The organism is Kitasatospora sp. NPDC004615 (genome assembly GCF_042873545.1).
Taxonomy (GTDB): Bacteria; Actinomycetota; Actinomycetes; order Streptomycetales; family Streptomycetaceae; genus Kitasatospora.
Genome location: NZ_JBIALQ010000001.1, coordinates 231,748 through 248,254 on the forward strand (window position 1 = coordinate 231,748; position 16,507 = coordinate 248,254).

13 protein-coding genes are annotated in these 16,507 nt (G+C 71.2%); 6 read left to right on the forward strand and 7 right to left on the reverse strand.

The window, feature by feature from the left end; genetic code table 11:
* Positions 1-140: 140 nt before the first annotated feature.
* On the forward strand, positions 141-428 hold the full coding sequence (locus ACFYS8_RS01125; protein ID WP_285737743.1) for a ferredoxin: 288 nt from the start codon (positions 141-143) through the stop codon (positions 426-428).
* 7 nt (positions 429-435) lie between these two features.
* Here the strand turns inward: ACFYS8_RS01125 and ACFYS8_RS01130 are convergent, their stop codons facing one another.
* From ACFYS8_RS01130 to ACFYS8_RS01140, 3 genes are all read right to left on the reverse strand, one after another.
* Positions 436-984 carry a hypothetical protein gene (locus ACFYS8_RS01130; protein ID WP_387634020.1) on the reverse strand — a complete coding sequence of 183 codons (549 nt, stop codon included), beginning with the start codon at positions 982-984 and terminating at the stop codon, positions 436-438.
* Positions 985-1,184: 200 nt separating this feature from the next.
* Positions 1,185-2,147, reverse strand: coding sequence for a tRNA (adenine-N1)-methyltransferase (locus ACFYS8_RS01135; RefSeq protein ID WP_387634022.1), 963 nt, complete (start codon positions 2,145-2,147; stop codon positions 1,185-1,187).
* Between the two features lie 49 nt (positions 2,148-2,196).
* Positions 2,197-3,438, reverse strand: coding sequence for a site-2 protease family protein (locus ACFYS8_RS01140; protein WP_387634024.1), 1,242 nt, complete (start codon positions 3,436-3,438; stop codon positions 2,197-2,199).
* A gap of 150 nt (positions 3,439-3,588) precedes the next feature.
* On the opposite strand from ACFYS8_RS01140, the gene ACFYS8_RS01145 reads away from it, so the two are divergent.
* Complete coding sequence (locus tag ACFYS8_RS01145; RefSeq protein ID WP_387634026.1) at positions 3,589-4,455, forward strand: RecB family exonuclease; 867 nt, start codon at positions 3,589-3,591, stop codon at positions 4,453-4,455.
* Positions 4,456-5,127: a response regulator gene (locus ACFYS8_RS01150; RefSeq protein WP_387634028.1), complete on the forward strand. Its 672-nt coding sequence runs from the start codon at positions 4,456-4,458 to the stop codon at positions 5,125-5,127. It begins immediately after the preceding gene.
* A gap of 81 nt (positions 5,128-5,208) precedes the next feature.
* On the opposite strand, the gene ACFYS8_RS01155 is transcribed toward ACFYS8_RS01150, so the two are convergent.
* The 3 genes from ACFYS8_RS01155 to metH form a co-directional block, all read right to left on the reverse strand.
* On the reverse strand, positions 5,209-6,810 hold the full coding sequence (locus ACFYS8_RS01155; protein WP_387634030.1) for an ABC transporter substrate-binding protein: 1,602 nt from the start codon (positions 6,808-6,810) through the stop codon (positions 5,209-5,211).
* 345 nt (positions 6,811-7,155) lie between these two features.
* Positions 7,156-7,860 carry an HAD family hydrolase gene (locus tag ACFYS8_RS01160; RefSeq protein ID WP_387634032.1) on the reverse strand — a complete coding sequence of 235 codons (705 nt, stop codon included), beginning with the start codon at positions 7,858-7,860 and terminating at the stop codon, positions 7,156-7,158.
* Between the two features lie 169 nt (positions 7,861-8,029).
* Positions 8,030-11,533, reverse strand: a complete 3,504-nt coding sequence (gene metH / locus ACFYS8_RS01165) for a methionine synthase (protein ID WP_387634034.1) — start codon at positions 11,531-11,533, stop codon at positions 8,030-8,032.
* A 219-nt stretch (positions 11,534-11,752) separates the two neighbouring features.
* Here metH and ACFYS8_RS01170 point away from each other — a divergent pair, with 219 nt between their 5' ends.
* Both ACFYS8_RS01170 and ACFYS8_RS01175 read left to right on the forward strand, forming a co-directional pair.
* Positions 11,753-12,793: a hypothetical protein gene (locus ACFYS8_RS01170; RefSeq protein WP_387634036.1), complete on the forward strand. Its 1,041-nt coding sequence runs from the start codon at positions 11,753-11,755 to the stop codon at positions 12,791-12,793.
* Positions 12,794-12,911: 118 nt separating this feature from the next.
* Positions 12,912-14,441, forward strand: coding sequence for an FMN-binding glutamate synthase family protein (locus ACFYS8_RS01175; RefSeq protein WP_387634038.1), 1,530 nt, complete (start codon positions 12,912-12,914; stop codon positions 14,439-14,441).
* 52 nt (positions 14,442-14,493) lie between these two features.
* Here ACFYS8_RS01175 and adhP read toward each other — a convergent pair whose 3' ends face one another.
* Positions 14,494-15,507, reverse strand: a complete 1,014-nt coding sequence (adhP, locus tag ACFYS8_RS01180) for an alcohol dehydrogenase AdhP (RefSeq protein WP_387634040.1) — start codon at positions 15,505-15,507, stop codon at positions 14,494-14,496.
* Positions 15,508-15,732: 225 nt separating this feature from the next.
* Between adhP and ACFYS8_RS01185 the strand changes: the two genes are divergently transcribed.
* Positions 15,733-16,485, forward strand: coding sequence for a hypothetical protein (locus ACFYS8_RS01185; RefSeq protein ID WP_387634042.1), 753 nt, complete (start codon positions 15,733-15,735; stop codon positions 16,483-16,485).
* Positions 16,486-16,507: the final 22 nt, after the last annotated feature.

Sequence of the window (16,507 nt, forward strand, 5' to 3'; positions counted from 1 at the left end):
GGGCGTGTCCGATGTTCGCCCTGCACGCTTCCCCTCTGACAGAGGAGATGCCCACCCCTCAACGGTTCAAAGCAGCGCGGATGTATCGTGACAGGAATGTCCCCGAATGCGGGGCGACCAGAGCAGAAACGGCAGGGGCAATGGCGGGGACGGGCGAGGCACTCGAAGTCTGGATCGACCAGGATCTGTGCACCGGGGACGGGATCTGTGCGCAGTACGCGCCCGAGGTCTTCGAACTCGACATCGACGGACTCGCCTATGTGAAGGGCGAGGACGACGAGTTGCGGCAGCAGCCCGGCGAGACGGTGCCCGTCCCGCTCACGCTCCTTCAGGACGTCGTCGACTCGGTGAAGGACTGCCCGGGCGACTGCATCCACGTCCGCCGTGCCGCCGACGGCGTCGAGGTCTACGGTCCGGACGCGGACTGACGAACCGTCAGGCGGTGTGGGCGGCGGTCCGGGTCTCGGTCTTCGCCCACACCCCGCCGGTGGACTTCGTCCACACCAACTCCACCGCCACGTCCGGCGAGAAGCGCGGTATGTCGTCGGAGGAGTAGCCGCGAGCCGCGCCCCGGATCGAACCGTCGGAGCGGATCGCCAACTCGGTGAGCGTGTAGCCGTCCCGGTCCGAGAGCAACTCGACCGGCCTGCCGGCGCCTTCCACCACGAACATCTGGTCCGGCGGCGTCCCCATGTCGGCCTGGCAGTGCGCCGCGAGCACCCCGAGCGGCTTCCCGTCCACCACCGCCGACGCCTTCAGACTCACCGCGACCGGGAACGGCCCGCACTCCATGGGCAGTTGGACCTTCGACAGATCCACCTCCGGCACCACCGCCTCGGCCTGATGACCCGTCACCACGGCCCCGGTCGCCGAGTTCGCCCCGAGCGCCCCACCCACAACAGCGGCACATCCCGCCGCAACCAGCACCCAGTGCTTCAACCCCGACTGCGCATGCACCACGAACTCCCCTTCCGGTGTGGGCATTTTCGCACAGTGGGAAGTGTGGGCGAACAACCAGGGGCGGAAGCGGGTGGATGCGAAAACAGGGGCGCGGGGAACTGCGCGAATCGGAAGGCGCCCGTCCGCAAGGTCGCGACGCGGGCAATGACTTGCCGTTGATCGCGACCTTGCGGACGTGCGTTCCTTGCTCGCGCAGTTCCCCGCGCCCCTGGTAGCCGAATTTCTCAGCTCAGGTCGCGGCCATCATGTGCGGCCGCTTCCCGTTGCGCCTTGCGCACCGCAGCCCGCTCCGCGAGCGTCAGCTCGGGCTCGGCGTTGTCGTAGTCCTCGCCGTAGGCGCCCTTCGCGGGGCGGCGGCGGCGGAGCGGGGGTTCGACGCCGTCGGCCAGGCGGCGAGCCGTGAGCAGGAAGCCGGTGTGGCCGATCATGCGGTGGTCGGGCCGGACGGCGAGGCCTTCGAGGTGCCAGGTGCGGACCATAGTCTCCCAGGCCTGCGGCTCGGTGAAGGTGCCGTGTTCGCGCAGCGCCTCGACGGTGCGGGACATCTGCGTGGTGGTGGCCACGTAGCAGCAGATGAGGCCGCCGGGGACGAGCGCCTTGGAGGCGACGTCCAGGCACTCCCAGGGGGCGAGCATGTCGAGGATGACGCGGTCGACGTCGGTCTCGACCAGGTTGTCCTGGAGGTCGCCGACGGTGAGCTTCCACGCGGGGTGCGGGCCGCCGAAGTAGCGTTCGACGTTGCTGCGGGCGATGTCCGCGAAGTCCTCACGCCGTTCGTAGGAGGCGAGCATGCCGGTGTCGCCGACGGCGCGCAGCAGGTAGGTGGACAGGGCGCCGGATCCAACGCCCGCCTCCACCACCCTCGCGCCGGCGAAGATGTCGGCCATCGCCAGGATCTGCCCCGCGTCCTTGGGGTAGATCACGGCAGCGCCGCGCGGCATGGACAGGACGTAGTCGGGGAGCAGGGGGCGCAGCGCGAGGTACGGGACGTTTCCCGTGGTGCGGACGACCGTGCCCTCGGGAGCGCCGATCAGCTCGTCGTGCGGGAACGCACCCTTGTGGGTGTGGAATTGGTTCCCGGCCTGGAGCGTGAACGTGTAGTGGCGGCCCTTGGGGTCGGTCAGCTGGACCTGGTCCCCGACCTGGAAGGGCCCGCGTCGGCGGGCGGCACCGGTCGGTTCGGACATGGGGGCCATCCTACGGGAGCCGGAGGGCCGTCCCGACCACATGATCGGTTCAGGCGCCCGGCCGCCCGAGTACGGCGGCGGTGAGGCGGCGTTCGAGGTCGGTGAGGGAGAGCACGCCGTAGACGGTGCCGTCGGCGCGGACCACCAGGTATTCGGAGGCGGGGGCGCGGCGCAGGGTTTCCAGGATCTGTTCGCCGGCCAGGTCGACGGGGATGGTGTGGCCGGGTTCGAGGTCGCGGGAGACGGCGGAGACGGCGACCCAGGGACGGCGGTGTTCGGGGACTTTGCCGACCGCGGATTCCTTGACCAGGCCGGTGGGTTCGCCGCGGCCGTCGACGACCACGAGGGCGCCGGCGTGTGCCTCGTGGGCGCGGCGGAGGGCCTCGCCGAGGGGGGTGTCGGCGGTGACGTCGATGCTGCGGCGGGCCAGGTCGCGGACCTTGAGCCCGGGCAGGACCTCCTTGAGGCGGGCGTTGCGCAGCGAGTTGCCGGCGCCCTGCCAGATGATGAAGCCGAGGATGGCGGCGAGGACGCCGTCGAGCATGGCTTCGCCGGTGGAGCGTTCGGCGTTCTGCGCGGCGCCGATGACGGGCAGGCCGAGGACGACGGCGATGGCCAGCGCGCGGCCGGTCCAGACGGCGGCGAGGGTGCCCTTCATGGGGTTGCCGGTGACGGCCCAGACGACGGCGCGCAGCATCCGTCCGCCGTCGAGCGGGAGGCCGGGCAGCAGGTTGAAGGCGGCGACCACCAGGTTGGAGATCATCAGGCCGGCCAGCAGCACGCCGGGGACGGTGGCGGGTTCGACGGCGCGCAGGCCGGCCCAGAAGATGCCGGCCAGTACCAGGGAGAGCAGCGGGCCGACGAGGGCGAGCCAGAACTCGCGCCAGGGGCGGTCGGCCTCCTTCTCGATCTCGGAGATGCCGCCGAGGAACTGGAGCTGGATGCGGCGCACGCCGAGCTTGTAGCGCAGGCCGACCAGGGTGTGGGCGAGTTCGTGGACCAGCACCGAGCCGTAGAAGGCGACGGCGAAGGAGAAGGCGAGCAGGTAGCGGGTGGCGCCGAGCTCGGGCAGGACGTAGGCGAGCCGGCTGCCGAAGATCCAGGTGATCAGTGCGGCGACCAGGAACCAGGACGGGGTGACGTAGACGGGCACGCCGAACGGGCGGCCCATCAGGATGCCGCCGCGGGGCGGTTCGCCCCTGTCCGGCGAGTCCGGTGCCCCGGGTGCCCGCCCCTTGGTGTCGTTCACCGTGCTCCCTCCACCCTCCGCCGACCCTCTGGTGCCCCGCACGCTACGTGGATTTCGCGTTCGCGACGTGGGTGCCTCGTACGCTACGTGATCTCCGGCCCACTGCGGCGGCGCACCCCGCTCTCCTTATGCCATACCCAGCTTCTCGACCCGTTCGCCCATGCTGTCCGTCCGGTGCAATAGGGTCGGGGCATGCAGCAGACCGACCCCACGCCCACTGCCCGTCCGGCGGCCGCGCCGACCGGGCTGTCGCCGTCCCGGGCGGGTGACTTCATGACCTGCCCGCTGCTGTACCGGCTGCGGGTGATCGACCGGCTGCCGGAGCCGCCGAGTGCGGCGGCGACCCGGGGGACGCTGGTGCACGCGGTGCTGGAGCGGCTGTTCGACCACCCGCCGGTGGAGCGCACCCCCGAGCGGGCCCGGGGGCTGCTGGCCCCGCAGTGGGAGCGGTTGCTCGGGGAACGGCCGGAGCTGGCCGATCTGTTCCCGGATGACGCCGGGAAGCTGGCCGCCTGGCTGGGCGATGCCGAGAAGCTGGTGGAGAAGTGGTTCCGGCTGGAGGACCCGACCCGGCTGCACCCGGTGGAGCGGGAGCTGTACGTGCAGACCGCGCTGGCCTCGGGCCTGCTGCTGCGCGGCTACATCGACCGGGTGGACGTCGCGCCGTCCGGCGAGGTGCGGCTGGTGGACTACAAGACCGGCCGGGCGCCCTCGCGGGACTTCGAGGGCAAGGCGATGTTCCAGATGAAGTTCTACGCGCTGGTGGTCTGGCGGTGGAAGGGCGTGCTCCCCAAGCGGCTGCAGCTGGTGTATCTCGGCGGCGGCGGCGACGTGGTGACGTACGACCCGGACGAGGCCGATCTGCTGGCGGTGGAGCGGAAGCTGGAGGCGCTGTGGGAGGCGATCTCGGCGGCGGTGGCCACCGGCGAGTTCCCGGCGACCCGCAACCGGCTGTGCGACTGGTGCGACCACAAGCCCAGCTGTCCGGAGTTCGGCGGCACTCCCCCGCCGTATCCGCTGCCCCTGGCTACTCTGACCAATCCCCGCAAGGAGTCGTAGGTGACGATCCGTGTGCTGCTGGTGGACGACCAGCCGCTGCTCCGTACCGGTTTCCGGATGATTCTGGAGGCGGAGTCCGATCTCGTGGTGGTCGGCGAGGCGGGCGACGGGCAGCAGGCGCTGGACCAGGTCCGCGCGCTGCAGCCGGACGTGGTGCTGATGGACATCCGGATGCCGCGGATGGACGGCGTGGAGGCCACCCGCCGGATCGCCGGCCCGGACCGCAGCGGCCCGGCGAAGGTGCTGGTGCTGACCACCTTCGACCTGGACGAGTACGTGGTGGAGGCGCTGCGCGCGGGCGCCAGCGGCTTCCTGCTGAAGGACGTCCCGGCGGAGGAGCTGGTGCAGGCGATCCGGGTGGTGGCGGACGGTGCGGCGATGCTGGCCCCGTCGGTGACCCGCCGGCTGCTGGACATGTACGCCACCAGGCTGCCGTCCGGTGACGAGGCCCCGCCGCAGGCGCTGACCGTGCTGACGGAGCGCGAGGTGGAGGTGCTGCGGCTGGTGGCCCGCGGGCTGTCGAACGCGGAGATCGCGGCCGAGCTGTTCGTCTCCGAGACGACGGTGAAGACCCATGTCGGCCACGTGCTGACCAAGCTCCAGCTGCGCGACCGGGTGCAGGCCGCGGTGTACGCGTACGAGAGCGGCCTGGTGCGCCCCGGCGCCCTGTAGGCCCTCTGGAACGGCCGACGGCCCGCCACCCCGGTTTGGGGGTGGCGGGCCGTTCTGGTGGCCGTACGGCCGGGCGAAACGTTACTTCTTGCCGGTGCGGCCGATCTCCCAGAAGCGGAAGCGGCTGGTGTTGTCCACGGTGCTGTCGACGCCGGTGACGCCGGTCCGGTACACGTAGAACGACTTGTTCTGGTACAGCGGGACCATCGGCACGGCGTCGGCCAGCTTGTTCTGGATCGTCGCGTAGGCGCCGCCGCCGGTGCGGTCGGTGAGCTTGATCGATTCCGGCACCAGCTTGGTGCTGATCTGCGGGTCGTCCCAGTTGTTGTGGAACGCGCCGCCGCCGACCACCAGCGGGGTGATGTAGTTGTCCGCGTCGACGTAGTCGGGGGTCCAGCCGATCAGGTAGGCCTGGTAGCTGTTGTTCGACCAGTTGGCGATGAAGGTGTTCCAGTCCGTCTCCTGCTGGACCGTCACCTGGAACAGGCCGCTGGCGTCCAGCTGCTTCTTGACGTTCTCCAGCTCGGCGGCGCCGGCCCGGGAGCGGGACCAGGTCAGGTTGATCTTGACCGGGGTGGTGATGTGCGCGTCGGTCAGGATCTTCTTGGCCTTGGCGACGTCCGGCTCGCCGTACTTGTCGAAGAACGCGGTGTTGTGGCCAACCACGCCCGCCGGGACGACCGAGTACAGCGGCAGCACGGTGCCCGCGTACACGTCATGGACGAGCGCCTTGCGGTCGATCAGCTGGGCCATCGCCTGCCGGACCGCCTGCTTGCCGCCCACCTCGTCCTTGGTGTTGAACACCAGGTAGAAGGTTTGGCCGCTGTCGCCCTCGGCGACCCGCAGGTTGCCCTTGCCGGACTGGTCGTCGTTCTTGATCTGGGCGGCCGTGGCAGGTTCGAGGCTGTTGTCCGCGACGTCGACCTCGCCCTTGTCGAGGGCGGCCTTCAGCTCGTCCGCCTTCTCGTAGAAGCGGACGGTGAACTTGCTGTTCTCGGGCTTGGTGGCGCTGCCCTTGTAGGTCGGGTTCGGCGAGAGGGCGACCTTGGCCGGGCTCTTGCCGTGGTTCTCGATCGCGTCGATCTTGTACGCGCCGGAGCCGACCAGCTTGTCGTTCTCGAGCAGCTTGTCGGCCGGGAAGACCGAGTGGTCCACGATGGCGCCGGCCGGCGAGGCCAGCTTGGCCGGGAAGACCGCGTCCGGGGTCTCCAGGTGGAAGGTGACCTCGCGGTCGCCGTTGGTCTCCACCGACTTGATGGTGGAGAGCAGCGGGAGCGGACCGTTCGGGTCGTTGATCTTCTTGGTGCGGTCGATCGAGTACTTGACGTCCTCGGCCGTCACCGGGTGCCCGTTGGTGAACTTCAGCCCGGTCTTCAGCGTGCAGGTGTACGTCATCGTGTCGTTGCCGGTGAACTGGCACGACTCCGCGGCGTCCGGCTGCGGCAGGGTCGCGCCGGGCGGGAAGGCCAGCAGCGACTGGAAGGAGTTGTTGAGCACCAGCCAGGAGCCGATTTCGTAGGCGCCGGCCGGGTCCAGCACGGTGGTCCCGTTGGTGGTGCCCAGGGTGATCGCAGCACCGTTGTCGCCGCCGGTGGCAGCCTTCTCCACGGACGCGCAGCCGGCCGCCGTGGTGGCGACGAGCGCGGCGCAGCTGAGCACGGCCAGGCGGTTGGGCGTAGTCATGCGGGGTGGTCTTCCTTACTGCGTGCGGCCGGCCGACGCCGGAGAACCGGCCGGCCGCGGGGTGGGGCGGCCGGCGCAGGTCTGGTACGACGCGCGGGCGCCCCCGGCCGGGGTCTGACGGCGGTGGGCGGCGGCGCGGGATGGCTACTGATCGGATGTAGCGTGCCACATCGCACCGGGTCGGTCACCGACTGTTCGAACAATGGGTCGGCGAGACCCGGAAAGCTACCCACCGGGAACCGACGAGTTGTCAGCCAATGCCCGATTTCGCACCTGCTGCCGGATACGGTCCGCGTACCCACGGACGCGGAGGGGAACCGGAAAACCGCATGAAGGAGACGAAGGTCACACCCGGGCGCCGGCCAGGGTGCGCAGCAGGTCGAGGTCGACCTGCTCCAGCGAGGACAGCACCAGCCGGCCGGGGCCGGGCTCGATGGTGGCGATGGAGGGTACCGCGATGACGGGGCAGCCCGCCGCCTCGGCGGCGGCGACGCCGGTGGGGGTGTCCTCGACGACCACGCAGCGGGCCGGGTCGGCGCCCAGGCGGGCCGCGGCAGTCAGGTACGGGTCCGGGAAGGGCTTGGTGCGCGGGACCTCGTCCCCGGCCACCGTGAAGGCGAAGTTCTGCGCGCCCAGGCTGCGCAGCACGATGTCGATGATGTGCCGGTGCGAGGCGGACACCAGGGCGGCCGGGATGCCGTGCGCGGCAAGGGTGTTGAGCAGGCGCTCGGCGCCGGGCATCAGCGGGACGCCGCCGTGCAGCAGGTCGACGAAGCGCTGGTTGATCTGGGCGCCGAGGTCGGCGGGGCGGATGGCCGCGCCGGTGCGGGTGAGCAGGTAGTCGATGACGCGGGTCATCGGGCCGCCGACCACGTGGGTGCGGTCCTCGGCGGTGAGGTGGTGGCCGAGTTCGGCGAACAGGTCGACCTCGGCCTGCCACCAGAAGTCCTCGGTGTCGACCAGGGTGCCGTCCATGTCCAGCAGGACGGCCTGCAAGCCGCTGCCGTCGCCGTCTCCGCCGACACGGATCGGGGTCGAGACCGTCGTCATGCGCGCCGTCCTTCCGGGTGGTCGTCCGGAGCGCACCGCGTCCGGGGATGGCACAGGCCGGCCCGCTGGTGAGCGGACCGGCCCGTTCAGGATCATCAAGAATACGCCCGCCGGGGCGGATTGCGCCGGACGCCTGCGGGGCGAACGGATGATCTGTGGTGGAAGTGTTCTACCGGGCGTTGAAGTACTTGGCCTCGGGGTGGTGCAGGACGATGGCGTCGGTGGACTGCTCGGGGTGCAGCTGGTACTCCTCGGAGAGGATCACGCCGACCCGTTCGGGCCTGAGCAGTTCGGCGATCTTGGCGCGGTCCTCCAGGTTCGGGCAGGCGCCGTAGCCGAGCGAGAAGCGCGCGCCGCGGTACTTGAGCGCGAACATGTCCTTGACGTCCTGCGGGTCCTCGTCGCCGAAGCCGAGCTCGTAGCGGACCCGGGCGTGCCAGAACTCGGCCAGCGCCTCGGCCAACTGCACGGACAGGCCGTGCAGTTCGAGGTAGTCGCGGTAGGAGTTGCCGGCGAACAGCTCGTTCGCGGCCTCGGAGATCCGGTTGCCCATGGTGACCACCTGGAGGCCGACCACGTCGCGCTCGCCGCTCTCCTCCGGGCGGAAGAAGTCGGCCAGGCACAGGCGGCGGCCGCGGCGCTGGCGAGGGAAGGTGAACCGGGTCAGTTCGGAGCCGTCCTCGCGGTAGAGGATCAGGTCGTCGCCCTTGGAGTTGGCAGGGAAGTAGCCGTAGACGACGGCGGGCTCCAGCCAGCCCTCGGTCTGCAGGCGGTCCAGCCAGCCGCGCAGGCGCGGGCGGCCCTCGGTCTCCACCAGCTCCTCGTACGACGGCCCTCCGGAGCGGCCGCCCTTGAGGCCCCACTGGCCCTTGAACAGGGCGTCCTCGTCGAGCCAGGAGGCGTAGTCCTGGAACGGGATGCCCTTGATGATCCGGTCGCCCCAGAACGGCGGGGTGGGGACGCGGTTGTCGACGGCCACGTCGGAGCGGATCTGGCCGAGGTTGACCTCCTCCGGCTCCTCGACCTCGACCCGGGCGTGCCGGCGCTTGCGCAGCTCCGGCAGGACGACGCCGGGGACGCCGCGCTTGACGCCGATCAGGGCGTCCATCAGCCGCAGGCCCTCGAAGGCGTCGCGGGCGTAGCGGACCTCGCCGTCGTAGACCTCGTGCAGGTCCTGCTCGACGTAGGCGCGGGTGAGGGCGGCGCCGCCGAGGATCACCGGGAAGTCGGCGGCCAGGCCGCGCTGGTTGAGCTCCTCCAGGTTCTCCTTCATGATCACCGTGGACTTGACCAGCAGGCCGGACATGCCGATCACGTCGGCCTTGTGCTCCTGGGCGGCCTCGACGATCGCCGACACCGGCTGCTTGATGCCGATGTTGACCACGTTGTAGCCGTTGTTGGACAGGATGATGTCGACCAGGTTCTTGCCGATGTCGTGGACGTCGCCCTTGACGGTGGCCAGCACGATGGTGCCCTTGCCCTCGCTGTCGGACTTCTCCATGTGCGGCTCCAGGTGGGCCACCGCGGCCTTCATCACCTCGGCGGACTGCAGCACGAACGGCAGCTGCATCTCGCCGGAGCCGAACAGTTCGCCGACCACCTTCATGCCGGACAGCAGCGTGTCGTTGATGATCTCCAGCGCCGGGCGCTCGGTCAGCGCGGCGTCCAGGTCGGCCTCCAGGCCGTTGCGTTCGCCGTCGATGATGCGGCGCTGCAGGCGCTCCTCCAGCGGGAGGGCGGCCAGCTCCTCGGCCTTGGAGGCGGCGCTGGAGGCGGCGGAGACGCCCTCGAACAGCTGGAGCAGCTTCTGCAGCGGGTCGTAGCCCTCGCTGCGGCGGTCGTAGACGAGGTCGAGGGCGGTCTGCCGGCGGTCCTCGGGGATGCGGTTCATCGGGAGGATCTTCGCGGCGTGCACGATCGCGGAGTCCAGGCCGGCCTCCACGCACTCGTGCAGGAAGACCGAGTTGACGACCTGCCGGGCGGCCGGGTTGAGGCCGAAGGAGATGTTGGACAGGCCCAGGGTGGTCTGCACGTCCGGGTGGCGGCGCTTGAGTTCGCGGATCGCCTCGATGGTCTCGATGCCGTCGCGGCGGGACTCCTCCTGGCCGGTGGCCAGGGTGAAGGCCAGGCAGTCGACCAGGATCGAGCTCTCGTGGATGCCGTACTCGCGGCCCAGCTGCTCGATCAGCCGCTCGGCGATGGCGACCTTCTTGTCGGCGGTGCGGGCCTGGCCGTCCTCGTCGATGGTGAGGGCGATCAGGCCGGCGCCGTGCTCGCGGGCGAGTGCGGCGATCTTGCCGAAGCGGGTGTCGGGGCCGTCGCCGTCCTCGTAGTTGACGGAGTTCAGCACCGCGCGGCCGCCGAGCATCTCCAGGCCGGCCCGGAGCACCGGCGGCTCGGTGGAGTCGAGCACGATCGGCAGGGTGGAGGCGGTGGCGAGGCGGCCGGCGATCTCCTTCATGTCGGCGACGCCGTCGCGGCCCACGTAGTCCACGCACAGGTCGAGCAGGTGGGCGCCCTCGCGGATCTGCTCGCGGGCGATCTCCACGCAGGTCTGCCAGTCGGCGGCGAGCATCGCCTCGCGGAACTTCTTCGAGCCGTTGGCGTTGGTGCGCTCGCCGATCGCCAGGTACGAGGTGTCCTGCCGGAACGGCACCGCCTGGTACAGCGAGGCGGCGGCCGGCTCGGGCTTCGGCTCGCGCGGCGTGATCGGCCGGCCCTGCACCCGCTCGACCACCTGGCGCAGGTGCTCGGGGGTGGTGCCGCAGCAGCCGCCGACCAGCGAAAGGCCGTAGTCCCGGACGAACGCCTCGTGCGCGTCGGCGAGTTCGGCGGGGCTGAGCGGGTAGTGGGCGCCGTCCTTGGTGAGCACCGGCAGGCCCGCGTTCGGCATGCAGGACAGGCCGATCTTGGCGTTCTTCGCCAGGTAGCGCAGGTGCTCGCTCATCTCGGCGGGGCCGGTGGCGCAGTTCATGCCGATGAAGTCGATGGAGAGCGGCTCCAGCGCGGTCAGCGCCGCGCCGATCTCCGAGCCCAGCAGCATGGTGCCGGTGGTCTCCACCGTGACCTGCGCCAGCACCGGCAGGTCCAGGCCTGCCTCGGCGAGGGCGTCCTTGCAGCCCAGCACGGAGGCCTTGGTCTGCAGCAGGTCCTGGCTGGTCTCGACAAGCAGCGCGTCGGCGCCGCCCGCGATCAGGCCGGCCGCGTTCTGCCGGAAGCCCTCGCGGACCGTCTCGAAGGTGGTGTGGCCGAGCGTCGGCAGCTTGGTGCCGGGGCCGATCGAGCCGAGCACCCAGCGGGTGCGGCCGTCCTTGGCGGTGAACTCGTCGGCGACCTCGCGGGCGATCCGGGCGCCGGCCTCGGACAGCTCGAAGATCCGGTCGGAGATGTCGTACTCGCCGAGCGCCGAGTGGTTGGCGCCGAAGGTGTTGGTCTCCACGCAGTCCACGCCGACCGCGAAGTACGCGTCGTGCACCGAGCGGACGATGTCGGGGCGGGTCACGTTGAGGACCTCGTTGCAGCCCTCGAGCTGCTGGAAGTCCTCCAGCGTCGGCTCCTGGGCCTGGAGCATCGTGCCCATCGCTCCGTCGGCTACCACCACCCGGGTGGCGAGGGCCTCGCGCAAGGCGGTGGCGCGGTCCTGCTGGGTGGACGCGGATACAACGGTGGCCATGAGGCTGCTCCCTGAGTGCGACGGCTGTCGGCTATGCGGCCCCCCCTTGACCGGGGACGCACCCGGTCAGGGTATCCGCCCGACGGCGGTGCGATGGAACCCATTTCGCATCGTGGGCGTCCCCATCCACCGGAAGGGAGCCCATCCATGCCCGCTTCATCGCGTTCGAGCAGGTGGCGTCACCGTGTCCGTGCCCTTGGGCCGTCCGTATGGCGGACGGTGCCCGCCCGGGCGCGTCGCCGTTGGAGCCGCCGCACCCGCTGGACCCGGCGCCGCCGGGTGGTGACGGCGTGCCTGGTGGTGCTCGCGATGCTGGTGGTGCCGGTGGTGGGCGCAGGGCTGGCGCTGCGCTGGTACTACTCCGGCGACCCGGCGGTCGACGCCCGCACCCGCGGCCGGGACGCGATCTGGCTGGGCCACGCCTGGGTGGACGGGCGGCGCACCGACGCGGATCTGACGATGCTGGCGTCGCGGGTGCGCGGCACCGGCATCCACGACCTGTACGTGCACACCGGCCCGCTGGAGCACGACGGTTCGCTCGATCCGAAGCTGGCCCCGGGGGTGGCCGGTTTCCTGGAGCGGGCCCGGGCCGCGATGCCGGGGGTGCGGATCCAGTCCTGGCTGGGCGACGTGGTCGCGCCGGAGAAAGTGGGCCTGCACCTGGACCGGCCGGACGTGCGGGAGCGGATCACCGCCTCCGCGAAACAGGTCCTCGACCTGGGCTTCGACGGCGTCCACTTCGACCTGGAACCGGTGCACAACGACTCCCCCGGGTTCCTCGCGCTGCTCGACCAGGTGCACGCGCTGACCGCCGCCCGGGGCGTGCCGCTGTCCATCGCCGCGCCGCAGATCGAGCCCGTCCCGATGATCGGCCGGGTGACCTTCGCGCTCACCGACCACGGCAAGTGGTGGAGCCCCGGGTACTTCGCGCAGGCCGCGCGGCGGGTCGACCAGGTCGCGGTGATGTCCTACGACACCTCGATGCCGGTGGAGTCGCTGTACGGCGGCTACGTCGCCCGGCAGACCGAGCTGGCGCTGGCCAACACCCCGCCGGGGACCGATCTGCTGATGGGTCTGCCCGCGTACTGGGACGACACCCCGGCCCACCGGGGCGACGCCGAGACGGTCCGCGCCGCCGTCCGCGGCGCCCGCCTCGCGCTCGGCCCGGGCTCGCGGCAGAACTTCGGGCTGGCGCTGTACGTGGACTTCGCGGCGACCCCGGACCACTGGGCGGCGTACCGGGACGGCTGGTGCCTCTGACCTGGTGCGATCCGGCCCTCCGGCCCCCGGTGCGCGGGACGGTCCGGAGGGTTTCCTAGCATCGCTCCCGGCACCGCCGCGTGGGGACGGGGCCGGCACCCAGGAGGAACGAACGTCCATGCAAGCCCGGAAGATCGGCGCGGCTGCCGCCGCCGCCGCGGTGGCGGCGCTCGCCGCCCGCGACCTGCTCCAGAAGAAGCACGCACTGCTGAGGAACTTCCCGGTGCTCGGGCACGCCCGGTACGCGCTGGAGACGATCGGGCCGGAGCTGCGGCAGTACATCGTGACCTCCAACGAGGAGGAGCGGCCGTTCAGCCGTGACCAGCGGAGCTGGATCTACGCCTCCGCCAAGGAGGAGAACAACTACTTCGGGTTCGGCACCGAGGTGGACGTCGCTCAGGCGCAGGGCCGCGCCTACCTGAAGCAGCGCACCTTCGCCGGGCCGCTGCCGGACGGGCACGACCCGCAGGCGCCGCTGCCGTCGGCCAAGGTGCTGGGCGGGCCGCGCGGGCGGGCCAAGGCGTTCCGGCCGGGCAGCGTGGTGAACATCTCCGCGATGAGCTTCGGCTCGCTCTCCGGCGCGGCCATCACCGCGCTGAACAAGGGCGCGGCGCAGGCCGGCGCGATGCACAACACCGGTGAGGGCGGCCTGTCGCCGTACCACCGGGGCGGCGCCGACCTGGTGCTCCAGCTCGGCACCTCGTACTTCGGCTGCCGCAACGAGGACGGCACCTTCAACCTCGACAAGCTCAAGGACGTGGTGGCGGGGGCGCCGGTCCGGGCGATCGAGATCAAGCTGTCGCAGGGCGCCAAGCCGGGCCTGGGCGGCATGCTGCCGGGCGCGAAGGTGACGCCCGAGATCGCGAAGATCCGCGGCATACCCGTGGGCGAGGACTGCGCCTCGCCGTCGCGGCACTCGGCGTTCGGCGACGTGGACTCGATGCTGGACTTCGTCGAGCTGCTGGCCGCCGAGACCGGCCTGCCGGTCGGCATCAAGAGCGCCGTCGGCGAGCTGGACTTCTGGCAGGAGCTGGCCGCGCAGATGGCGCGCGGCGACCGGGGCGTCGACTTCGTGACGATCGACGGCGGCGAGGGCGGCACCGGTGCGGCGCCGCGGATGTTCGCGGACTCGGTGTCCCTGCCGTTCCGGATGGGCTTCTCCCGGGTCTACGGCACCTTCGCGGAGCTGGGGCTGACCGACGAGCTGACGTTCATCGCCTCCGGCAAGCTCGGCCTGCCGGAGAACGCGGCGGTGGCGTTCGCGCTGGGCGCCGACATGATCAACGTGGCGCGCGAGGCGATGCTGTCGATCGGCTGCATCCAGGCCCAGAAGTGCCACACCGACAAGTGCCCGACCGGCATCGCCACCCAGAACCCGTGGCTGGCCCGCGGCGTGGACCCGGTCTCCAAGTCGGCCCGGGCGGCGGTCTACCTGCGCACCCTGCGCAAGGAGTTGACGAAGGTCTCCTCGGCGCTCGGCGTCGCCCACCCGTCGCTGATCACCGCCGAGGACATCGAGGTGCTGAACGGCGACTACGAGGCCCGCACCCTGGCCGGCGTGTACGGCTACAAGGAGGGCTGGGGCGAGCTAGGCCCGGAGCTCGCCGCGGAGATCACCGCCCTGATGACCGGGCGGGCTTCTGCCTGACGCGGTGTCGTCGGGGGGGACGGGTGTCCCGTCCCCCTCTCCGCCGCTGGGGTCAGCGCAGGTCGAACACCAGGCGGGCCGAGACCTTGCCCGCGAGCACGTCCTCGAAGCAGGAGTTGACGTCCTCCAGCTTGCGGGTCTCCCGGATCACCTTGGTGCGGCCCAGCCCGTGCAGCCGGAACACCTCCGCGAGGTCCTGCCGGGTGCCGACGATCGAGCCGATCACCTTGGTGCCGTTCAGCACCGTCTCGAACACCGGCAGCGTCAGCTCGCCCTCCGCGGGAAGCGCGACCAGTACGAGGGTGCCGCCGCGGCGCAGCGAGTCGTAGGCGGCGCGGAAGGACGCGTTGCTGACGGCCAGTGAGACGGCGGCGTCGGCGCCGCCGAGCTTGTGCACCTCTTGCGCGACGTCCTGGGTGCGGGCGTCGATGACGTGGTCGGCGCCGAGGTCCTCGGCGAGCTTCAGTTTGTCGTCGGTGATGTCCACCGCGACGGTCTCGGCGCCGAAGATCCGCGCGTACTGGAGCGCGAGGTGGCCGAGGCCGCCGATGCCCGAGATCAGCACCCGGGTGCCGGGCCGGGCGCCGGCCAGCTTGACCGCCTTGTACGTGGTGACGCCCGCGCAGGACAGCGGGGCGGCGTCCATCGGGTCCACGCCGTCGGGGACGGGCACCACGTAGTCGCCGTGCGCGAGGGCGTACTCGGCGTAGGCGCCGTCCACCGAGTAGCCGGAGTTGTGCTGGGACAGGCAGAGCGTCTCCCAGCCGGTGACGCAGTAGTCGCAGCGTCCGCAGGCGTCGGCCAGCCACGGGATGGCGACCCGTTGGCCGACCTCGACGTGCCGGACGTTCGAACCGGCCGCCTCCACGATGCCCACGCCCTCGTGGCCGGGCACGAACGGCGGGGAGGGCTTGACCGGCCAGTCGCCGCGGGCGGCGTGAATGTCGGTGTGGCACAGGCCGGAGCACTCGATCCTGACCAGCACCTGGTGCGGTGCCGGGGTCGGCACCTCACGTTCCTCGATCTCCAGCGGCTCAGTGAAGTCCCGGACCACAGCTGCCTTCATGGCCTTCTCTCCTCCGCAGAACGGTAAATCCGATAGACGGAACCATCTCTGCGGATCAGCCTGGTGGTTCGGGCGGGGAACCGCGAACGGGCGCGCCGACCGCGGCGGAGATCCCCCCGCCGACCTGACGGCCCGTCAAGGTAGCGTTGACCAAAGCCCGGCATTTCCAGGCGGGTTGGGCAGCCACGCCGCCCGCCGCACACCACTCGGGCACGGAGGAACCATATGCCCCGCACACTCCTGCGCACCGCCGGAACCGGACTGGCGCTGCTCACCGCCGGCCTGCTCCTGGTCGGCTGCGAACCTGCCAAGCACGCCAAGGCCGCACCGCCGCCCAGCCCCTCCCCCACCGTCTCGACCACCGCCCCGACCCCCGCCGCCAGTACCCCGTCGACCCCGCAGCTCGACGACTCGTACTTCGCCGAGGGCAAATGCGCCCGCGCCCTCAACCCGGGCGGCAGCGGCACCACCTCGCACTACGAGATGGTGCCCTGCGACAGCCCGAACGCCGAGGCCAAGGTCACCAAGCGCAGCGGCACCCTGACCGGCGTCGCCGCCGCCCTCCCGCACGGCGCGGACTGCCCCGACGGCACCGACGTCGCCCTCGACCTCACCCAGAACGCGCTCACCAACGTCGCCCGCAACAAGTCGGCCTGGGCCTGCCTGCGCAACCTGCACGACCCGCACCCGGGCGACCCCGGCGGTGGCGGCGGAGTGGGCATCGTCGTGGGCGACTGCGTCTACGCCGTCAAGAGCGCCAGCGGCTCCGACAGCGTCGCCGAGACCCGCTGCGACGGGAAGGGCGACCACAAGCCCGAGTACAAGGTCGACAAGGAGTACGTCAAGCAGACCGTCAGCCTCAAGGGCAGCACCGAGCACACCTGTCCCGAGGAGGCCACGGTCTCCTTCACCATCCCCGCCCCGCCCGGCACCCTCGCCATGAACCCGACCGTCGCCTGCGCCGAGCCCGTCGACTGAGACCCGGTGCCCCGTCCGCTCA

Coding starts and splice junctions, on each gene's coding strand:
- ACFYS8_RS01135 (WP_387634022.1), bottom strand. CDS start 2,147: ATGTCCGAACCGACCGGTGCCGCCCGCCGACGCGGGCCCTTCCAGGTC.
- ACFYS8_RS01125 (WP_285737743.1), top strand. CDS start 141: ATGGCGGGGACGGGCGAGGCACTCGAAGTCTGGATCGACCAGGATCTG.
- adhP (WP_387634040.1), bottom strand. CDS start 15,507: ATGAAGGCAGCTGTGGTCCGGGACTTCACTGAGCCGCTGGAGATCGAG.
- ACFYS8_RS01145 (WP_387634026.1), top strand. CDS start 3,589: ATGCAGCAGACCGACCCCACGCCCACTGCCCGTCCGGCGGCCGCGCCG.
- ACFYS8_RS01155 (WP_387634030.1), bottom strand. CDS start 6,810: ATGACTACGCCCAACCGCCTGGCCGTGCTCAGCTGCGCCGCGCTCGTC.
- ACFYS8_RS01175 (WP_387634038.1), top strand. CDS start 12,912: ATGCAAGCCCGGAAGATCGGCGCGGCTGCCGCCGCCGCCGCGGTGGCG.
- ACFYS8_RS01160 (WP_387634032.1), bottom strand. CDS start 7,860: ATGACGACGGTCTCGACCCCGATCCGTGTCGGCGGAGACGGCGACGGC.
- ACFYS8_RS01130 (WP_387634020.1), bottom strand. CDS start 984: ATGCCCACACCGGAAGGGGAGTTCGTGGTGCATGCGCAGTCGGGGTTG.
- ACFYS8_RS01185 (WP_387634042.1), top strand. CDS start 15,733: ATGCCCCGCACACTCCTGCGCACCGCCGGAACCGGACTGGCGCTGCTC.
- metH (WP_387634034.1), bottom strand. CDS start 11,533: ATGGCCACCGTTGTATCCGCGTCCACCCAGCAGGACCGCGCCACCGCC.